Source organism: Halocynthiibacter namhaensis, from assembly GCF_000812685.1.
In the GTDB taxonomy this organism is placed as follows: Bacteria; Pseudomonadota; Alphaproteobacteria; order Rhodobacterales; family Rhodobacteraceae; genus Halocynthiibacter; species Halocynthiibacter namhaensis.
Map to the genome: position 1 here is coordinate 46,369 of NZ_JWIF01000063.1, position 20,552 is coordinate 66,920.

The window sequence follows — 20,552 nt, forward strand, 5'->3', positions numbered from 1 at the left end:
ATTTGACCAAAGGTGTAATGAATCCCGAAGAACAGTGTGAAACCAGCGAAAATCAGCCTTGAAGCGGATTTCTTTTGGTGTGGTTTTGCTGATTTTTCGTTTAAAGTCAGTCCATCAACGCTTGAAGGCAGGATTTGTAATCGGGATATTTTAAGGTGACGCCAAGTTCAGATGTGATGCGCTTATTGCTTACACGTTTGCTGGTCGCATAAAAACTGCGCGCCATCGGTGTCATTTCGGCGGTTTCGAAGTCTTCTTCGGGGGGCACGTCACGCCCCAGTAGGCGCGCGGCATGGGCCAGTACGTCTTGGGGTGGTGCGGGATCATTGTCACAGACATTATACACACGCCCTGGATTGGGGGCGTTTAGTGAGGCCAGCAAAACCTGTGCGATATCGTCGACATGGATGCGGGAAAACACTTGGTTTTTCTTGATGATACGACGCGCGGTGCCGTTCAGGATCTTGGCGATCGGGCCGCGCCCTGGGCCATATATCCCGGCAAGGCGAAAGATGTGCACGGGAAGGCCGTGATCCGTGGCCAGTTTCAGCCAGGCGTTTTCAGCGTCTTTACGCCATTGTCCACGGCGGGTGGCGGGCTCAATCTTGGTATCCTCGGTCACCCATCCGCCTTGGTGGTCGCCATAGACGCCCGTGGTCGACAGATATCCAACCCAGGTCAGATGCGGGGCGCGTTTGATGATCGCTTTGGTGCTGGTGGTCAGCACGGGGCAACCCTCTGCAGAGGGGCCGCTGGAAATCAGGATTGCATCCGCCTGCGCAATGGCCGCGTCAAGATCGCCCGTGGGCCAAATCAAAGGGGTGACGCCGGTTTTCGCGATGATTTCGGCTTTCTCGGCGCTGCGTGTGGTGCCAGTTATGGACCAACCCTGTGCCTGAAGCAGAGGCGAAAATGTACGCGCGGAAAGACCGTGCCCGATGCTGAGAAGATGTTTTGTCATGCGCCTATTTTGTGCCCAGCACAGATTGGACACAAGAGAAGATCCGCCGAAATGCGCAATATTTGCATTACATCAGCCTGAGTAAGGGGTTGAATGATTGGGGGCTGGGCGTCAGTAAGGCGCGGGAAAAGCACAAAGGCAGGGTTATGCAACAGACCATCCGCAACATCGTTGAAGGCGTAAAATTTCAGAACTTTATTCTGGCGGTTATTCTGCTGAATGCGGTTTTATTGGGTTTGGAAACCTATGATGCGGTGATGGCGAGTATTGGCGGTCTTATCCGGCTTTTGGATGGGCTGTGTTTGGCGATTTTCATTGTGGAAATCAGTTTGAAGCTATTCGTGCATCGTTTGGCGTTTTTCCGCAATGGTTGGAACTTATTCGACTTTACGGTTGTGGGCTTGGCCTTGGTTCCCGGTGGTGGGGATTTCCGGGTGTTGCGTGCGTTGCGCATTTTGCGTGTGCTGCGTGTGATTTCTGCTGCCCCGCGCCTGCGTCGCGTGGTGGAAGGTTTTCTGTCAGCCTTGCCGGGGATGGCGTCTGTGTTTTTGTTGATGGCTTTGATCTTTTACATCGGGGCGGTGATCGCAACACGTTTGTTTGGCCCAGAATTTCCTGAATGGTTTGGCACACTTGGCAGTTCTGCTTACACATTGTTTCAGATCATGACGCTGGAAAGCTGGTCCATGGGCATCGTGCGTCCGGTGATGATTGAACAACCCTATGCGTGGGTTTTCTTTGTACCGTTTATCTTGCTTACCACTTTTGCGGTGGTGAACTTACTGGTCGGCCTGATCGTGAATTCCATGCAAGATGCGCACCACGAAGACGACGTGGAACGCACTGATAATCACCGCGACGAGGTCATGGCGCGTCTTGAAAGCATCGAGAAAATGCTGAAAGAACAACGCAAATAGGCCTGATTAAAGCGTGCTATAATCTTCCAGCCGGTCCTTTAGGAAGGTGTAATCTTCACGCACCTTGGGGATGTCAGATGGATCCAAAGTGATGAATTGGAAGTCCTCAGCTGCGTCCTTGAAATGGATCGGATGCGTGTTTTCATCCATCCATGGTTTACAGAACAGTGAGTTGCCATAGGTTTCGCCGGCGCGGTTCAGCGACAGGAAGAAGACTTGGTTTTCCATTGCGCGTGTGGTGGCGAAAGCATGCCAAGTGGCGAAGGATTCATCGCGATAATAAGCGCCGCAATGCAAGATCAGATCAACGTCGTGGTCCAGGGTCAGCGTGCGCGACAGTTCTGGGATGCGAATGTCGTAACAAATGATCGGTGCTATGGTCAGGCCGCCGACTTTGAAGGTGAAGATGTGGTCGCCACGGTCAAAGTAATCTTTTTCCATCGAGGCACCGTATTGGCACATATGCAGCTTGTCGTAATGGCCAACCAAAACGCCGTCCGGCCCGACAACCGCGATGGCGATATAGGTGCCTGTCTCATCGCGCCGGGCGAAACTGTAGGAAATATGAGCGTTGAATTCCTGGGCAACCGCACGCCAGGTTTGGAAGGATGCGCCATCCAATGGTTCGGCAATGACATCGAGTTGATCGAAGGTGGCACGGGAATAATCAATGCTGGACAGTTCGGGCAACACCACAAGATCCGCGGATTTCGCCTGTAGCTGGGCGCGCAGTTTGTCGGCGGATTTTGAAAGATGCGCATCACGTTCGGCGGCACTGGTCATGGTCGGAATGTCAATCTGACAGGCAAGCAGTGTCAGTGGTTGGGTCGCGGCGGTGATGGTGTGCATTCTATGTTTCCTTATTCGTCCAATATTCGCCAAGTTGGATCCGATCCGCTTCGATCCGTTCGATCCGGGCAACAACATCTGCGGTCTGTTCCAAGGTGAAGAACCCAATGATGGCCTCGATGATGATTGTGGCCGAGACGTAGGATTCGAAGAACATCGGGCTTTGATTTGGGGTGAGTACCGTGAAATCAGCAAGCAAAGCTAGGGGGGAAATCGGGCTGTCTGAAATGGCGATGACGGTCGCATCGCGGGCCTTGGACAGTTGCGCCAACTGGATTGTGGCATGTGCGCTGGGCTGTTGACTTAGGACGACCACGGCATCTTCAGCCCCAAGATCTGTGATGTCATCGGCAAAAACGCCGCCTTCGGAACGAATAAGCTGGAATTTATCGCTGGCCATGCCGCCCAGAAAGTTCAGGTGCATCATAAAGCTGTGGGACGCCTGCATGCCAACAAGATAGACCCGTCTGCATTTCGTCAAAACCTGTGCAATTTCTTCCAAATAATCCGAATCGAGCTGGCTGAACAGCTGCTGGGTGTTTTCGATGACCGATTCCTGCATCGCAGCCAGGAAGGCAGCACTGTCATTCATGCGGTTGGGTTTGTGTAAAGTTTCGGCGCGCAGATGATAGTAACTGGCGTCGTGCAACTGAACCTGCTTTCGATAGATTTCGCGCAATTCCCCATATGTTTCATAACCCAGCATCTTAGCCAGTCGTGAAAAGTTGGGCAGTGACACGCCAGCATTTGTCGCGACTTGTCGCATTGAAAGCGTCGCGACATCCCCAGGATGTTCGAGCAAATAGGCGGCGACAACCTTCAGGGCGCGCGGCAAATCGGGGTGCATTTCCCGAAGTGAATCATTGATCTGCAGAAAGTCTTTCATGGGTGTTGCGTTCTCTCAGTCATGCGATCGGGTTGCGAAAATTTGGTGTTCGTACAACTTTTGCGGTAAAAGTTAGCGTTTGCAACATATGATCATTGGTGAACGACCACAGTAGGAAGGTGCAGCTATAGCTATTTGATTTTATTAGTTCTTATTCCAACACGGGCCCCTGGTTTTTGAATGGGCAACCCTGTGACAGTATTTGATTTTCTACGCTGCTCACTAAGCAAAGTGTTGCAAATGATAAAAAATGTCAAAAGAAATTGCGAATGTTGATTTTATTCCCTAGGGTGCCTGACTAACACTGATGATGTCGCCGCAAGAACGGCACTTCAGATCGTTAATGAAGAACACTCTATAGGGAGACTATTATGAAATTTTCGACACTGGCCAAAGGTCTGACAATTGGTGCTGTAAGCGCTCTTATGTCTACAGCTGCAATCGCAGAAGACATCACGCTGCGTTTTGCAGGCGTGTTCCCAATCGATCACCAGGGCACAAAAATGATGGAACAGGTTGCTGCTGACGTTGCTGCGGCTGGCGTTGGTCTGTCAATCGACGTATTCCCAGCGAACCAATTGGGTTCCGGCGAAGCGCTGTTTGAAGACGTTGCACGTGGTAACATCGATCTGGCCGCTGCGTTCATCTACGCTGACACCGATCCACGCCTTGAGTTCCTGTCCATGCCATTCCTCGTTGGTGGCTGGGATGACATGGACAACATCATGCGCAACCTAGATTCTGAATATAACACAATTCTGCAAGAAATCGTAAGCGACTACGGCGTGCAGGTTCTGGCACAGAACCCTGAAGGTTTCGTTGGTATCGTGGCAACAAAAGAGCCAACCAACTGGAACAACTTCGGTGACAAAGGCATGAACATCCGTGTTTGGTCTTCTAGCGTTGTAAAAGGCATGGTTGAATCACTGGGCTTCAAAGCGACAACAATGGCATGGGGCGACATCTTCCCAGCGATCCAATCCGGTATTGTTGACGGCGCGATCTGCTGTACCAAGACTGCGACTTATTCAATCTTCGCACAATCTGATGTTGGGTCTCACTTCATTGAGTATAACTCAATCTCTGAGCTGACAACGTTCTACGGTTCAACGCGTTCTATGGATAAGTTGAACGACGAGCAGAAAGCTGCTCTGCAGGCTGCTATGACCAAAGCGTCTGACGACTTCTTTGCTTACAATCGTGAAAATGACGCGATATTCGGCGAGAAGCTGGTTGAAAGCGGCTACACCATCCTGAGCCTGAACGACGAAGAGCAGGCTGCAATGGCGGCACACGTTCAAGAAAACGTCTGGCCCTTGATGGCTGAGAGCGTTGGCCAGGACGTCATCGACCGTCTGCTGGCTGCAAAAGCAGCTAACTAATCGATAGTTTCTGAAAGGGCCGGCAAATAAGCCGGCCCTTTTTCTATGTACTGAAACATATAAAATAAGATAGGGGGGGGAATGTCGCATACACATATAACGGACGAACTGCCAACCATCATTGGTGCACCGATGCGGTGGATGCTGGGGGCCATGCGGGCTATCACCACGTTTTCCGGTTTTCTAATGGCGTTCACTTTTGGCCTGGTTGTGATCAGGCGCTACATTTTTGGACTTGATGTTTTCGCTTATGAAGAATGGCTTTTGGCCGTCAGTATCGTAGGCTATTTCACAGGTGCTGTGTTGGCTTCTGAACGTAAGCTTCACATTAACGCCGATATTCTTGGCATTATCATCAAAGACCCGCGCTTGATTTGGTGGCGTGGTTTTGTGGTTTTGCTGATCGAACTTCTGGTAACGGTTTTTGTCGTATACGCCTGTTACGTCTCGCTTGCGGATGACTTTTCATTCCCGCGCCTGCGTGCGACGCCTGTGCTGCGCATTCCATTCGTGTCCTGGCGCATTGCCATCATGGTTGCGTTTACCTTCATGTCGATGTTCTCAGCGGCTTATCTCTATGTGCACATCCGTCAGGGCCTGGGCTTGTCCCCGACGCCTGATAATTCAGGGGAGATCGCAGAATGATCATCACAGGAAGTCTACTTATCGTCTGCGTGATGCTTCTTTTGGGCGTGAGCGTCTATGTGGCATTTGGATCGGTCTTGATCTTTATCGCAATGGTTGGGGATCAATCGATTTCTGGCTATCTGCCAACAGGTGCAACAGGGATTCGATCCTTGGTGTTGCTGGCCATTCCCTTGTTCATGATCGCCGGTGGCATCATGGAAAAAGGCAAGATCGCGGCACCGCTCGTGGCCTTGGCATCGATGTTCATCGGTCACATCAAAGGTGGCCTGAGTGCCGCTGCGGTTCTTGCTTGTGGTGTCTTCGGATCCATCTCTGGTTCTGCGAACGCGACCCTGACCTGTATCGGTGGCATCATGATGCCGCATTTGAAAAAGGCGAAATATCCTAAGGGTCAATCCGCAGCTTTGATTGTTTCTGCAAGCCCCTTGGGCCTGTTGATCCCGCCAAGTTCGTCACACATCCTTTATGGCTGGGTTGCACAACAACACGTGTTGAAATGTTTCCTATCCACGGTGATCCCTGCGATTATTTTGATCACGCTGTTGATCATCACCAATCAGATCATGCTGCGTAAATATGACAATATTGAGCTGTCTGAGCGTCCAAAACCCTTTATGCCGACCTTTGGTCGTCAGGGTCGTTTGGCGGGGCCTGCCTTGTTAATGCCCATCATCATTTTGGGTGGCATCTATGGCGGCATCATGACCCCAACTGAGGCTGCTGGTATTGCGGTTGTCTATGCGATCCCCGTTGCGATCTATATCTACAAAGGTCTGACGTGGAAGACTTTGGCACAGACGATCTGTAACTCAGGTGTGACCATCGGTGTGGTTATGACCATGATCTTCATGGTTCTGATCGTATCCGATAACTTGATCGCGCAGGGTGCACCACAGATCGCCAAAGACATGGTTTATTCCGTATCTGATAACCCGATTGTTATCCTTCTGATGATCAATGTTGTTATGATCCTGATCGGTATGTTGATGGATGATATCTCTGGCCTATTGCTGGCGACACCTATCTTGCTGCCAATCGCACAAAGCACCGGTATGGACCCGATCCATTTCGCGGCGGTTATCGGTGTGAACCTTGGCATGGCGAATATCACGCCACCGACAGCACCTTTGCTATACCTTGGTGCGCAGGTCTGTGACACGCCGGTTGCAAAGATGCTTTGGCCAACTCTGTTGTTCATCGTGTTTGCTTGGTTGCCAACATTGATGTTGACCACATTCGTCCCCCAGCTGGCATTGTTCTTGCCTGATCTGCTTTTGGGCAAGTGATCTTAACATTATAGAATTAAAGGCGTCCGTTTTTCGGGCGCCTTTTTTATGCGCATATGGCACGATTTTCATCGTGGCTTTCTACCGTTGATATGCGAAGGCGGTTGTTAAATATCGGCGCAAGGCTGGCTATTTCTGTCCCTCTCGCGTATGGGCGTGACAAACGCGAACTGACCGGAGATTGACCTGTGCAAACTGATTTTATGAGCAGCCTAAAGCAAGATTGGCTGGGCAACATCCGCGCCGACCTGCTGGCGGGCCTTGTTGTGGCGCTGGCGCTGATCCCGGAAGCCATCGCTTTTTCGATCATTGCGGGTGTTGACCCAAAGGTTGGCCTATACGCGAGTTTCTCAATCGCTGTGATCACCGCGATTGTTGGTGGACGTCCCGGCATGATTTCAGCCGCCACCGCTGCGACGGCGGTTTTGATGATTACGCTCGTGAAAACCCACGGGCTTGAATATCTTCTCGCGACCACGGTTTTGGCTGGTTTGCTACAAATTCTTGCGGGGCTTTTGAAGCTGGGCAATGTCATGCGCTTTGTTTCAAACTCTGTGATGACCGGCTTTGTGAACGCGCTTGCGATCCTGATTTTTATGGCGCAATTGCCCGAACTTGATTTCGGCACCGAGGGCGTCAACATGACGACCTATATGATGGTTGCGGGTGGTCTGGCGATTATTTATCTCTTTCCATACATCACCAACGCCATTCCTTCCCCGCTGGTGACCATCGTTGTTTTGACGGCGCTTTACCTTTGGTTGGGCCTTGATGTGCGCACGGTCGGTGACATGGGCGCACTGCCGGATACATTGCCGATCTTCCTGATCCCGCAAATTCCGCTGAACTTTGAGACCCTGCAAATCATCTTCCCTGTTGCGGCTGCGATTGCTGTTGTGGGCTTGCTGGAAAGCTTGATGACTGCGAAATTGGTTGACGATCTGACAGACACGAAATCTGACAAAAACCAAGAATGTATCGGCCAAGGCATCGCCAACACGGCGACTGGTTTCATCGGTGGCATGGCGGGTTGTGCGATGATTGGGCAATCTATGATCAATGTGAAATCTGGCGGGCGCGGGCGTTTGTCCTGTTTCGCAGCCGGTGTTTTCCTGTTGTTCCTGATCGTGGTTCTGGGCGCTTGGGTTGCTGTGATTCCGATGCCAGCGCTTGTCGCGATCATGATCATGGTGTCCATCGGGACGTTCTCCTGGTCTTCCATCACCGACCTGCGTGAACATCCGCGTGCCTCTTCCATCGTGATGTTGGCCACGGTTGTGGTTACGGTTTACACGCATAACCTGGCGCTTGGCGTTTTGACCGGCGTGCTTCTGTCGGGCATCTTCTTTGCTTGGAAAATCGCGGCGGTCTTCCGTGTGACATCAAAACTGTCCGAAGACGGTCGGCAACGTGATTACCTTGTGGAAGGGCAGCTGTTCTTTGCAACTGCCCCCGATCTTGCCGAAGCCTTTGATTTCGGCGAAGTTTTGGAACGTGTGACAATTGACGTCAGCACCGCGCATATTTGGGATATTTCATCTATCTCAGCAATTGATATGGTGGTTCTGAAGTTCCGTCGTGACGGGGCCGAGGTCGAGATCATCGGCATGAATGAGGCCAGCGAAACCCTGATGGGTCGCCTGTCTGAACATGATAAACCGGGCGCGCTTGAACGCCTGATGGGCCATTAAGGGAGCAGAGATATGAGCAAGATTATCGCATTGGTGGATGGATCCGCTTACTCTGAAAGCACCTGTGATTACGCCGCTTGGATTGCCGCGCGCGAAGGTCACAGTGTTGAGGTTCTGCATATTATCACACGCAAATTGGATGCGGATAGTAACCTGTCGGGAAACATCGGTTTGGGCGCACGTTCTAAGTTGATGGATCAACTGGCGGATCTGGACGCGCAGCAGGCGAAACTGGCCAATGAACGCGGTCGCGCGATTTTGGAAGACGCTGAGGCGCGTATCAAAGCCGCGGGTGTTGCTGATGTGACCACCCGCTTGCGCCATGGTGATTTGCTTGAAGAACTGCTGGAAGCTGAGAAAACCGCAAGCCTGGTTGTCATCGGCAAACGCGGTGAAAACGCTGATTTCGCGACCATGCATCTTGGGTCAAACCTTGAACGTGTTGTGCGCACCAGCATGATCCCGGTGCTGGTGGCGTCGCGTGCGTTTGTTGAACCCAAAAGCTTCCTTTTGGCTTTTGATGGTGGCAAGACGGCGATGAAAGCTGTGAACCATCTGGCAGAGGCGAAGACTTTCGTGGGCCTTGAGGCACGCATTATTAGTGCTGGCAGTGACGGCACAAAACACGCGATTGAAGGCGCTGCGGCCACGTTGAAAGCCGCTGGTTTTGAGGTCTCTCACGAGATCACAGAAGGCACCCCAACCGAGGTCATCGCACAGCGTATCCACGTCGCGGGCCAGGACGCAAACCCTGATGGGGCTGATATGCTGGTCATGGGCGCTTACGGCCATTCCCGTATCCGTCGCCTGATCATCGGTTCGACCACCACCGAAATGATCCGCACTTGTCAGGTGCCGCTTTTGTTGGTGCGTTAAGCTTTCGACATTGAATAGAAAAAGAGCCGCGAGATGATCGCGGCTCTTTTTGTTTTAGGAAGGAATGATCTGCGCCATCGCCCGTTTCAGGGGCTCGATGATGTCGGGGATCTGTTCCTCGGTCATGATGTAGGGCGGGGCAAGCAGGATGTGGTCGCCGTTTTTACCGTCACGTGTGCCTGCCATTGGATAGCAAGCCAGACCTTCGGCAAAACACGCTTTCTTCAGCTTCCCAGCCAGACCAAGGGCCGGGTCAAAGGGTTCTTTGGTTTCGCGATCTTTGACGATCTCGATGCCGCGAAACAACCCGCGACCACGAATATCACCGACATTTGGATGTTGACCAAATTCTGCAACCAGTGCCGCTTGCAGCCTTTCGCCCATGTCTTTCACACGCGCCAGAAGGTCACGTTCCAAGATCGCTTTCACCACGGCAAGACCAGCAGCCGTTGCGCAGGGGTGGGCCAGATAGGTGTGGCCATGTTGGAAAAACCCGGTGCCATTGGCGATCGTGTCATAGATTTCACCTGAACAGAGCATCGCGCCAATTGGCTGATAGCCCGCGCCAAGGCCCTTGGCGATACAAAGGATGTCGGGGCGGACGTTGTCAGCTTCACACGCATAGAGATGCCCAGTGCGACCCATGCCGCACATGACCTCATCCAAGATCAAAAGCACACCGTATTTGTCACAGATTTCGCGGATGCGGGTGTAGTAGCCTTCCACCGCAGGCACCGCCCCAAGGGTCGCGCCGACGACGGGTTCTGCCATGAAGGCCATGACAGAACCCTCACCCAAACGTAGGATCTCATCTTCAAGTTCTTGGGCGGCGCGTTGACCGTATTCAAAGGCGCTCTCACCGTCTTGGCGCAGGGTGTATTCATAGCAGGGCGCGATATGGCTGACATCAACCAAGATCGGGGCGAATTGTTGGCGACGCCATTCATTACCACCAGCAGAAAGTGCGCCAATGGTGTTGCCGTGATAGCTTTGCTTGCGGGCAATCAGGTGGCGGCGTTGGGGTTCGCCTTTCTCCACGTGGTACTGACGCGCCAGCTTGATCGCGGCTTCGGTTGCCTCAGATCCGCCTGACACGAAATAGACGCGGTCGATCCCCTCGGGGGCATGTTCGACCAGTAGATCCGCGAGGTCTTCGGCGGGTTGGGATGTGAAAAAGCTGGTATGCGCAAAGGCCAGTTGGTCGAGTTGCGTTTTCACGGCTTCGGTCACTTCTTTATCGGAATGGCCAAGGCACGACACGGCCGCGCCGCCGGACCCATCAAAGTACCGTTTGCCATTGGTGTCGATCACGTAGCAGCCATCGCCTGAGGCCGCGACAGGGGGCTGGATTTTGCTGTGGCGGGGGAAAACATGGGTCATTTTAAGACACTTTCTGTAGATCAGATGTGGGCGTCAGGCCAAGGGCACGGCCTTCGTTTACGGTAAGGGTTACAAGGTCGGCATTGTCTTTGGCAAGGCTGCCGTCCGGGCGGTGCAGGTTGTTTTCAAAGCCGATCCGCAAGTTGCCGCCCGCTTGCATGCCGGCGCGCGCACAGGCGAGTTCATTTTGACCAAAAGCGCAGATTGTCCAATCCAGATCAAGCATCTCGCTGGCGTTAAGATAGGATTGCAGATCACCTGGCTGCGCCAGAATCTGGGGCGAATATTGCCCAAGAACGAAGATTGCGGATTTCATGTCGGGCGGTACAATCCCTTGTTCCATCCAATGGGCAAGCTGCGCGATGTCATCGGCATTATACAAGATATGTTGCACATCAATTTGGGCCTCTGCGCCAAATGCGTAGAGACGTTTGGCGATGTCCATATCCCGTGCCATTTCACGCACGGATACGCTGGCGGCCTTCGGAATGATCTGGGTTAGACACTGATATTGCGCCGAGGCGTCATAAATTCCCGCAGCTTCGGTAGTGATCTGGATATCCATTTGCGGAACCAGTTGGGCGATCGCCGCCATGGCATCGCGATAACGTCCGGCGTCAAGGGAATGCACACCGGCATCATCGCGCACATGCAGATGGATCCCGTCCGCGCCAGCATTGAAACAGGCCTTTGCCGTTGCGGCGATCTCATCTGTGGTCATGGGCAGAGCGGGGTGGTCTGCCTTGGTCCGACGTGCGCCATTTGGCGCGACGGTGATTTTGAAACTATGGGTCATCTTTGTGCCTTACGCATCCGTTCACCTTTGGGATCAAAGGCAGGGCCGACCATCAGGCGGCCTTTGTACATTTCACGTGCGATATCGAGTTCGACTGCAATGCCATCCGGTTGATCAATATGGACATATCCCAGCGCGATAGGTTTCCCGATGCGATATCCGAAAGCCGTGGTGGTGGTATGGCCGATGATATCACCGTTCAGATAGATCGGTTCATGGCCAAGCGGCACGGCGGTTTCATCTTCAAGCACAAGGGTGATAACGCGCGCCTTCGCACCTTCTTCACGGCGCTGATCCACGGCGGTTTTCCCGATGTAGTCGATGGTTTTCTTGCACATGCCATCCATGCGGGCCTCGATTGGGGTGGTGTCGCTGTCCAGCTCATGGCCCATTGCACAGAAGCCTTTTTCCACCCGCATTGAGGTTTGGGCAAACAAGCCCGCAGGCGTTGCACCGGCTTTGGTCAAAGCGTCATAGATCACGCCGACGTTTTCTGTCTTGCAGGTGATCTCCCAGCCGGCTTCTCCGACATAAGACATGCGCATGGCGCGGACATGTTTGCCCGCGATATGGGCGGGGCCAACTTTGAAATATCCGATGTCATTGAGTTCAGGCGCACCAACGTCACGGGCAATGCGCGCCGCTTCGGGGCCCATCAGACCAAGAACCGCGTAATCTTCGGTGCTGTCGGTCAGGGTCACGTCGTAGCCTTCTGAATGTCGCGTGAACCAAGACAGGTCGCGTTTGATGGCATTGGTGCCGACAAACAGGCGGTAGTGATCAGGCGCAATACGCTGTGCAGTGATGTCGCTTTCATAGGTGCCACGGCTATTCAGGATGGCGGTGTACATGACGGAACCAGGCGCTTTGCCCATATTGCCTGCGCAGACATATTGCAGGAAGGCTTCTGCATCAGGGCCTTGGACTTCGATCTTACCGAAAGGGGATGCGTCAAAAATCGCGGCTTTTTCATGGGCGGCCATGACTTCAAGCTTCACATTTTCAAACCAATCGGGTTTGCCAAAGGTCATCGCCGGGGGATTGGAGGCGCCGAAATACTGCGGGCGTTCCCAGCCATAAGTTTGGGTCATGACAGCACCTGCTTTGCGATATTGCGCGTCCAATGGCAGACGTTTGAGATCACGTGCGGTTTTCAATTGGCGACCGGGATAGGCGATTTCGTAATGGGTGCCGAGGATCTCAGGTGCGCGCGCCATCAGATGTTCAATGCGGTTGTAGACAGGGGCGAAGCGTTTCGCGTCGGTTTCGCCAAGATCATAGGCCGTGTGCCCATGAACGATGCAATGCGCAAGGTTCATGCCAGCGCCACCACCAGATGCCATGCCAACGGAATTCATACCGCAACCGTAAAACAGCCCTTTGGTTTCGGAGGCTTCGCCCAACATGAATGTGCCATCAGGAGTGAAGCTTTCTGGACCGTTCAGCAGCATCTTGACCTCAGCCGTTTCAAGGGCGGGCAGGCGGTGCAGGGCGTTCATCATCATGGGTTCAAAGTGATCCCAATCCTCAGCCAGCAGGCCGAATTCGAAGCTTTCATCCAAGATCGCGGGGTCGATTGCTTTGCCCATGGGTTCAAAACAGCCGACCAGCAAGCCGCCACTGTCATCGCGAATATAGAGGTGGCTGTCGTGATCAGAGAGGGTGGGCATGTTGCCGGTGATGCCGTCGATAGGTTTGGTTAGAAGGTAGAAATGTTCACAGGGTTGCAGTGGGGCTTCGGCCTTGGCCATGCCGGCGACTTCACGCGACCAGAGACCGGCGCAGATTGCGACGGCGTCACACATCACAGTGCCTTGGCTGGTTTCGACGCCTGTGATTTTGCCATTCTTGGTTAAAATCCCGGTGACGCCTGTGTTCTCAAAGACCTTCGCGCCGCGGTTTTTCGCGCCTTTGATCAAAGCTGCACAGACATCAGACGGGGACACGCGCCCATCGTCTGGTGACCAAACCGCGCCCAGCACATCATCGGTGTTCATCAAGGGCCAGCGTTCTTTGGCCTCGGCCGCGCTGATGGACGTGGCATCTATGCCATAAGCATGGGCAAGTGATTCTTGGCGTTTCACATGGGTCAAACGATCAGGGGTGGTGGCGATAGACAGGGATCCTTTCTGGATCCAGCCCACATTTTGCCCGGTCTCTTGTTCCAACTGACTGTATAGATCGACCGAATATTGGATCATTCGGGTCAGGTTTCGCGAGTGACGCAAGGCGCGCACTTGGGCTGCGGAATGCCAGGTTGTGCCGCTGGTCAGCTTGTTGCGTTCCAAGAGAATCGCATCGCTCACACCCATCTTCGCCAAGTGGTAAAGGGTAGAGCACCCCATGATTCCACCGCCAATAACGACGACAGATGCATGAGAAGGAAGAGATTTCGGCATTGGATCAGACCTTTGTCCGGGGGATGTGATTTGCGCCCAACACTGAGGGAAACGCAGAATTAGTCAATCGACGCCCGAAATAACAAATGTTATCATATTTTTGGCGAATCAAAAGGCGTGCTTGATGGATCCCACCGTTAAAATTAAAATGATTTCAAAGCTAAGGCCGATTATGAAGGGTTTTCCCCTCGGTTAAGAGTCGTAGCGAAATACATCGTCGACAACCCAGGGGACTTTGGACTTGACCCTATTCGGGTGACCGCACGTAAGGCTGGAGTTAGCACATATACGCTTGTTCGGATGGCGCAGTATCTTGGTTTTGAAGGCTTCGAAGATCTGCGTGCGCCCTTTAGAACGGCCTTGGTTTCGAGGTCAGAAACCACCGATAATCTTGAATGGTTGGAAGCGGTCGCACAATATCCCGGAACAGGCAAAGCACAGGTGGATGCGACCCGAAATTCCTTGGCAATCACACAGCGATCGCTGCACCAATTGTCGCCTGACAAGTTGCAGCGTGTGGTCGATCTGATGTTCGGTGCGCGCAATGTGTACCTGACCGGGGTTCGTGCGAGCTACGGACTGGCCTACTATTTTCACTATGTTGGACGTATGGCATTGCCAACATTGCAGTTAATCCCAAGACATATGAACAGTTCTATCGATGAACTGAACTATGCAAATGAAGAAGATATCCTGATCGTCATCACGGTCACGCCCTATTCAAAGGAAACAATACACGCCTGTCAGTTTGCGAAGTCACGTGGAATTAAACTGATCATGATTTCGGATTCCGAAGTCATCGCGTCTGAATTAAAACCGGAAGAAGTTTTGGTCGTTTCCACAATTACGACACATTTCTTTGCATGTTATTCGGGGGCCATGGCTGTGATCGAAAACATACTCGCGCTGCTTGTAAAACGTGGTGGTAAAGAGGCTGAGAAACGCATTGAATCCTACGAAGATCTTCGTAGCGATGTGGATGCCTATTGGTCTAAATAAAAAAACATTAGTTTTTGCATGACAATCCCGTGACCGTCCGACATTTTATGCAAAGCTCAGAGGGGCGAAGACCCTTCTTACGGCTAATAATATGTATAGGGAGTTATCATATGACATCGATGAAATTTATGTTCGGTCTCGCGACCGCAGCGGCAATGACAGCTGGCGGCGCATTTGCAGAAGAACAGCAGTTCATCACAATCGGCACCGGCGGCGTGACCGGCGTTTATTACCCAACTGGTGGCGCGATCTGCCGTCTGGTAAACAAAGGCCGTCGTGACCACGGTGTACGTTGTTCCGTAGAATCCACTGGTGGTTCTGTGTACAACATCAACACCATTCGCGAAGGCGAGCTGGAATTCGGCGTTGCACAGTCTGACTGGCAGCACCACGCGTTCCACGGCACATCCAAGTTTGAAGATGCTGGTGCATTCGAAGGCCTGCGCGCTGTGTTCTCAGTTCACCCTGAGCCCTTCACAGTTGTTGCACGTGCCGACGCTGGCATCACATCTTTCGCTGACCTTGCTGGTAAGCGCGTAAACATCGGTAACCCAGGTTCCGGCGCACGTGGCACCATGGAAGTTCTTATGGAAGCTTCTGGCCTGACCACTGACGATTTCGCTTTGGCAACTGAGCTGAAGCCTGCTGAGCAATCTGCAGCGCTTTGCGACAACCAAATCGACGCAATGGTCTTCACTGTTGGTCACCCTTCCGGAACCATCCAAGAAGCAACAACAGCATGTGATTCTGTGATTGTTGAAGTTTCTGGCGAAGCTGTTGACGGTCTGATCAACGACAACGCTTACTACCGTACAGCAACCGTTCCTGGTGGCATGTACCGTGGCAACGATTCTGACATCGGCACATTTGGTGTTGGCGCGACTTTCGTGTCTTCCGACGCAGTGTCTGAAGAAGTTGTTTACGTTCTCGTGAAATCAATCTTTGAAAACTTCGACGACTTCAAAGGTCTTCACCCTGCATTCGCAAACCTGAAACCAGAAGAAATGGCGACTGCTGGTCTGTCTGCTCCTCTGCATGATGGCGCTGCGAAATACTACCGTGAAATGGGCTGGATCGAGTAATCGACCAGATCTGATCTGAGTATCAGGGGGCGGGTAACTGCCCCCTTTTCTACACCTGATACATGAAATCCGCATATAAGACGGCGCATAGGTGGTGTATTAAGTTTTCCAAAATTCCGGCCGCATCTGACATTGCGGCATGTCCGGGAGGGACATATGTCACAAAACACCGAAAATTCCAGCGCGCTAAGCGAGGAAGAGCTCCAGGAACTGGTCGCTTCTTCTGACGCAGGCGCACGCAGCCCGGCAGGCGCGGTTGGCACGATGATGGCGGTTGTCGCCATTGTCTGGTCGCTGTTCCAGATTCTGCTGGCATCACCTTGGGCCCCGTATATTTTGCCGGGTTCAGTTATTAACAACTCGCGTCTATTCCATCTCAGCTTTGGTCTGTTTATGGTATTCTTAGCCTACCCACTGACCGCTACCAGCCCGCGTGACCGCATTCCTGCCTATGACTGGATTTTGGCGATATTTGGCGCTGCTGTCGCGCTATATGGCTTTTTCTTTTATCAGAAAATTGTGGATGCTGGTGGACTAGCCGATAACCTGGATAAAAAAGTCGCTCTGGCTGGACTAGTCGTTTTGTTCGCAGGCGCATGGCGGGCCCTTGGTCCGGCTATGGCAGTTCTGGCTTCAGTGTTTTTGGGCTATGTCTTCCTCGGAGACAGCAGTGGGATCGTGTACTTCCTGGAAACACGCTTGGAGATGGAAGTCTCATCAGGCTTGATCTCCGTATTGGAATGGGGTGGACTAATTCTCCTGCCAATCATTGTATTTGTTGCTTATCGGACTATTGGGATTGCCCCAGCAGTTTTGATTTTTCTTCTTGGCTTGATGTTTGTGGTCGGCGTACCTGAAGTCATCCAGTGGAAAGGCGCATCCCTGAAGAAAGCCATGTCGCATATGTGGATCACCTCTGAGGGTGTGTTCGGTATTGCGCTGGGTGTTTCGACCAAATTTGTGTTTCTCTTTGTTCTGTTCGGCGCATTGCTGGATAAAGCGGGTGCGGGCAACTATTTCATCAAGATGGCCTTTGGTGCCCTAGGCCATTTGCGCGGTGGTCCGGCGAAAGCGGCTGTTGTGGGTTCTGCGGCGACAGGTCTGATTTCCGGATCCTCCATCGCCAATGTTGTGACAACTGGTACATTCACCATTCCTTTGATGAAGCGTGTTGGGTTCTCGTCTGAGAAAGCCGGTGCGGTTGAAGTTGCGTCCTCTGTGAACGGTCAAATCATGCCCCCAGTTATGGGTGCTGCGGCCTTCTTGATGGTGGAATATACATCAACACCGTATATCGACGTGATTACCCATGCCTTCCTGCCTGCTGCAATTTCTTATATCGCGCTTGTGTATATTGTGCACTTGGAAGCGGTTAAGAAGAATATGCCTGCACTTGGCGAAAGTGACACCAGCTTCTTGAAGATGCTTCTGTCATTCATCTTGTCATTTGGCATTATGTGGGGCGTTAGCAAAACATGTGGAATTGCGTTTGCTCTCATACTTTCGGGTATTCTTGGGCTGAGTGCCAGCCTGACAAGTTTGTTGGCATATCTCGTAGTCTCAGCGATAGCTTTCGTTCTCATTCGTTGGTCTGTTAGCATTGAGAAAGATAGCATTTGGTCGTGGTTCGCTTCCACTGGTGCGTTCATCATAGCGTTGTTTGGCAGCCTGTTTGGTGTTTTGTATTCATTCATGCAGGTTCTTAGCTATGTCTTCCCGGGTGGTTCAGGCGCGTCGACTGCGATCATTCTTGCACTGATTGGTGGTTCATATCTTGGTTTGCTGTATCTGGCATCGCAAAGCCCAGATCTTGAAGCCGATGATCCCAATGCGGCAGAAATCAAGCTCCCAGTGGTTGGTGAAGTCTATAAAACCGGCCTTTACTTCCTGCTGCCAATCGTTGTGTTGGTTTGGTTCTTGATGGTCGAGCAGAAATCTCCTGGTCTTTCGGCTTTCTGGGCAACTGCTTTGATGATTGTCATGCTTCTGACGCAACGCCCTCTGAAAGAGATGTTCCGAGGTCAGAATGACTATGTAAACACATTCAAAGACGGCTTGGTTGATCTGATGCAGGGCCTGATTGACGGCGCACGCAACATGATCGGCATCGCGCTGGCGACAGCGACAGCTGGTGTGATCGTGGGCACTGTGACTTTGACGGGTATTGGCCAAGTTATGGCTGATCTGGTCGAATTCCTGTCTGGCGGCAACTTGGTTGCGATGTTGGTGCTGGTTGGCATCCTGTCCCTGATCTTGGGCATGGGGCTGCCGACAACCGCGAATTATATCGTTGTGAGTTCTCTCATGGCGGGTGTGGTTGTGGAGCTTGGCGCGCAAAACGACCTGATCGTTCCATTGATCGCGGTGCACTTGTTTGTGTTCTATTTTGGGATCATGGCGGACGTGACGCCACCTGTGGGGCTTGCGAGTTTCGCGGCGGCGGCTGTGTCTGGTGGGGATGCAATCAAAACTGGTTTCATTGCGTTCTTCTATTCACTGCGCACCGTGGCTTTGCCGTTCGTGTTCATCTTCAACACAGATCTTTTGTTGATTGATGTGACCTGGACGCAGGGGATAATCGTGGCCATTGTTTCGACCATAGCCATCCTTGTGTTCACCGCGGGCACAATGGGTTGGTGGCTGACCAAGTCGAAGATCTACGAAAGCATTGCCCTTTGTGCGATTGCCTTTGTTCTCTTCCGTCCTGACTATGTGATGAACCGCATTCAGCCTCCGTTTAACGCGGTTGAACCGGCAAATCTCGCGCAGGCGCTTGGGGATGCAAATCCTGGTGATGAAGTACGTATCGTTGTGCGCGGCCCTGATTTCGACACGCTCGAAAGCAAGGACGTAACCCTGGTTCTGCCAGTGGGCGATGAGACAACCGGTGAGGAACGTCTTGCAGCCTTTGGTCTGGCAACCACTGTTGACGGCGACGTCGTACAGCTGGATGAACCTTTCCCGCAAACAACGTTCTCGTCGAAACTGGGTGGCTTTGACTTCTACGGTGACGAAGTCGTGACTGTTGCAGCGGCCAAAGCGACGGCGGAACAATCTCCTAAGGAATTGGTGTTCATTCCGGCACTGATCTTCCTGGGTCTGATTGGGATGTTGCAATTGGCCCGTGCGCGTAAAGAAGAAGGAGAAATGGCATGAGTGGTTCCGTTCTATGCGCAATCGATGTCAGCCAGCCGGTTGATGATACGAAAGTGTTGAAAAAGGGCGCTTTGCTTGCCGCGATGGAAGGGGCGACGCTTGATGTGATCACTGTCATCCCTGACTTTGGCATGAGTGTCGTTGGGTCGTTCTTTGACAAAACCCACACTGAGCAGGCGATTGTCGAGGCAAAATCGGCCTTGAACAAACTCTGCGTTGAGGTGCTGGGCGATGAGATGAACGCAAATATCCGTCACATCGTGGCCGTGGGTACCGCCTATGAGGAAATCCTGAAAACCGCGAATGCGGCAGGCAGTGAGCTGATCGTGATCGGCGCGCATAAGCCTGATTTCAAAGATTACCTTCTGGGCCCCAACGCCGCCCGCGTGGCGCGTCACGCAACAGTGTCCGTGCATATCGTCCGCAGCTGATCGGCTGAGACATGAAATAATAAAACGGCGCGGGTATTTCTCGCGCCGTTTTGCGTTCGTAGACGCTTACGAAATAAATTGAAGACCGGAAGTTTGCGCCGTACCATTTGCGAAATTCAATGATTAAGAAGGTCATTTTATGTCGAAATTTGATTTGGTCATATTTGATTGCGATGGGGTGTTGCTTGACAGTGAATTGATCTCCTGTGGTGTCGATGCGGAAGCCTACTCCAAGGCGGGCTATGCCATGACCACGAACGAGGTTGCGATGCGCTTCGCCGGAGTGCCGGGAGAAGTCAGTGATGCGATCATTGCACAGGAGATGGGCAAACCGTTACCGGACGGTTTTCGGGCGAATTTGAAGGAGGTTGTCCTTGCGCGATATAGAGACGAATTGGAGCCGATCCCTGGGGCAAAGACGCTTTTGTCATCATTGGTTGTCGCGAAATGTGTCGCCTCATCCGCAGCGCCTTCCAAGCTGGCGCTTGGGTTGATCCTGACTGAGATGTTTGAACTTGTTTATCCGAATGTGTTTTCTGCTAACCTGGTCTCTAAGGGTAAACCACACCCGGATGTGTTTCTTTACGCTGCGGAAAAAATGAATGTCCTGCCTTCCCGTTGCGTTGTGATTGAAGACAGTGTCGCGGGGGTTGCCGCTGCGAAAACGGCAGGGATGACCTGTATCGGGTTTACGGGCGCGTCCCACTGTTTTGAAGGGCACTCGGACCGTTTGACAAAAGCAGGGGCGGATTTTGTGGTGAACAGAATGGATGCAATACCTGCACTGCTTGAAGGTTAGTTCGCGATACCGAT

17 protein-coding genes are annotated in these 20,552 nt (G+C 52.4%); 11 read left to right on the forward strand and 6 right to left on the reverse strand.

Going from position 1 to position 20,552, the window contains the following annotated elements:
* Nucleotides 1-106: 106 nt before the first annotated feature.
* Complete coding sequence (locus tag RJ38_RS13130) at nucleotides 107-961, reverse strand: SDR family oxidoreductase (RefSeq protein WP_039019338.1); 855 nt, start codon at nucleotides 959-961, stop codon at nucleotides 107-109.
* Nucleotides 962-1,107: 146 nt separating this feature from the next.
* On the opposite strand from RJ38_RS13130, the gene RJ38_RS13135 reads away from it, so the two are divergent.
* The gene (locus tag RJ38_RS13135; RefSeq protein WP_039019462.1) at nucleotides 1,108-1,878 is read left to right on the forward strand and encodes an ion transporter; all 771 of its coding nucleotides are present in this window, start codon (nucleotides 1,108-1,110) and stop codon (nucleotides 1,876-1,878) included.
* A gap of 6 nt (nucleotides 1,879-1,884) precedes the next feature.
* Here RJ38_RS13135 and RJ38_RS13140 read toward each other — a convergent pair whose 3' ends face one another.
* Both RJ38_RS13140 and RJ38_RS13145 read right to left on the reverse strand, forming a co-directional pair.
* On the reverse strand, nucleotides 1,885-2,727 hold the full coding sequence (locus tag RJ38_RS13140) for a carbon-nitrogen hydrolase family protein (RefSeq protein ID WP_039019339.1): 843 nt from the start codon (nucleotides 2,725-2,727) through the stop codon (nucleotides 1,885-1,887).
* A 1-nt stretch (nucleotide 2,728) separates the two neighbouring features.
* Complete coding sequence (locus tag RJ38_RS13145) at nucleotides 2,729-3,613, reverse strand: MurR/RpiR family transcriptional regulator (protein WP_039019340.1); 885 nt, start codon at nucleotides 3,611-3,613, stop codon at nucleotides 2,729-2,731.
* Between the two features lie 371 nt (nucleotides 3,614-3,984).
* Here RJ38_RS13145 and dctP point away from each other — a divergent pair, with 371 nt between their 5' ends.
* The 5 genes from dctP (at nucleotide 3,985) to RJ38_RS13170 (ending at nucleotide 9,496) form a co-directional block, all read left to right on the forward strand.
* Nucleotides 3,985-4,995: a TRAP transporter substrate-binding protein DctP gene (dctP, locus tag RJ38_RS13150; RefSeq protein ID WP_039019341.1), complete on the forward strand. Its 1,011-nt coding sequence runs from the start codon at nucleotides 3,985-3,987 to the stop codon at nucleotides 4,993-4,995.
* A gap of 81 nt (nucleotides 4,996-5,076) precedes the next feature.
* Nucleotides 5,077-5,640, forward strand: coding sequence for a TRAP transporter small permease (locus tag RJ38_RS13155; RefSeq protein ID WP_039019342.1), 564 nt, complete (start codon nucleotides 5,077-5,079; stop codon nucleotides 5,638-5,640).
* Nucleotides 5,637-6,929 carry a TRAP transporter large permease gene (locus RJ38_RS13160; RefSeq protein WP_039019343.1) on the forward strand — a complete coding sequence of 431 codons (1,293 nt, stop codon included), beginning with the start codon at nucleotides 5,637-5,639 and terminating at the stop codon, nucleotides 6,927-6,929. Before RJ38_RS13155 ends, RJ38_RS13160 begins: the two co-directional genes overlap by 4 nt.
* Nucleotides 6,930-7,132: 203 nt before the next feature.
* Entirely contained in the window at nucleotides 7,133-8,620 is a 1,488-nt protein-coding gene (locus tag RJ38_RS13165; protein WP_039019344.1) for a SulP family inorganic anion transporter, read from the forward strand.
* 12 nt (nucleotides 8,621-8,632) lie between these two features.
* Nucleotides 8,633-9,496 carry a universal stress protein gene (locus tag RJ38_RS13170; protein ID WP_039019345.1) on the forward strand — a complete coding sequence of 288 codons (864 nt, stop codon included), beginning with the start codon at nucleotides 8,633-8,635 and terminating at the stop codon, nucleotides 9,494-9,496.
* 54 nt (nucleotides 9,497-9,550) lie between these two features.
* Here the strand turns inward: RJ38_RS13170 and RJ38_RS13175 are convergent, their stop codons facing one another.
* From RJ38_RS13175 to RJ38_RS13185, 3 genes are read right to left on the reverse strand one after another with little or no spacing between them, the layout of a single operon-like run.
* Nucleotides 9,551-10,876, reverse strand: a complete 1,326-nt coding sequence (locus RJ38_RS13175; protein WP_039019346.1) for an aspartate aminotransferase family protein — start codon at nucleotides 10,874-10,876, stop codon at nucleotides 9,551-9,553.
* A 1-nt stretch (nucleotide 10,877) separates the two neighbouring features.
* On the reverse strand, nucleotides 10,878-11,672 hold the full coding sequence (locus RJ38_RS13180) for a beta-keto acid cleavage family enzyme (RefSeq protein ID WP_039019347.1): 795 nt from the start codon (nucleotides 11,670-11,672) through the stop codon (nucleotides 10,878-10,880).
* On the reverse strand, nucleotides 11,669-14,071 hold the full coding sequence (locus RJ38_RS13185) for a GcvT family protein (protein ID WP_039019348.1): 2,403 nt from the start codon (nucleotides 14,069-14,071) through the stop codon (nucleotides 11,669-11,671). The genes RJ38_RS13180 and RJ38_RS13185 overlap by 4 nt, the downstream gene beginning before the upstream one ends.
* A gap of 213 nt (nucleotides 14,072-14,284) precedes the next feature.
* On the opposite strand from RJ38_RS13185, the gene RJ38_RS13190 reads away from it, so the two are divergent.
* The 5 genes from RJ38_RS13190 to RJ38_RS13210 all read left to right on the forward strand — a co-directional run bounded on the left by RJ38_RS13190 (nucleotide 14,285) and on the right by RJ38_RS13210 (nucleotide 20,538).
* On the forward strand, nucleotides 14,285-15,070 hold the full coding sequence (locus RJ38_RS13190; protein WP_238321711.1) for a MurR/RpiR family transcriptional regulator: 786 nt from the start codon (nucleotides 14,285-14,287) through the stop codon (nucleotides 15,068-15,070).
* Between the two features lie 110 nt (nucleotides 15,071-15,180).
* Nucleotides 15,181-16,152 (forward strand): TAXI family TRAP transporter solute-binding subunit, encoded by a 972-nt coding sequence (locus tag RJ38_RS13195; protein WP_052245388.1) that lies wholly within the window; start codon nucleotides 15,181-15,183, stop codon nucleotides 16,150-16,152.
* A 156-nt stretch (nucleotides 16,153-16,308) separates the two neighbouring features.
* Nucleotides 16,309-19,308, forward strand: a complete 3,000-nt coding sequence (locus tag RJ38_RS13200) for a TRAP transporter permease (RefSeq protein WP_039019349.1) — start codon at nucleotides 16,309-16,311, stop codon at nucleotides 19,306-19,308.
* On the forward strand, nucleotides 19,305-19,739 hold the full coding sequence (locus tag RJ38_RS13205) for a universal stress protein (protein WP_039019350.1): 435 nt from the start codon (nucleotides 19,305-19,307) through the stop codon (nucleotides 19,737-19,739). Before RJ38_RS13200 ends, RJ38_RS13205 begins: the two co-directional genes overlap by 4 nt.
* 139 nt (nucleotides 19,740-19,878) lie before the next feature.
* On the forward strand, nucleotides 19,879-20,538 hold the full coding sequence (locus tag RJ38_RS13210; protein ID WP_039019351.1) for an HAD family hydrolase: 660 nt from the start codon (nucleotides 19,879-19,881) through the stop codon (nucleotides 20,536-20,538).
* Nucleotides 20,539-20,552: the final 14 nt, after the last annotated feature.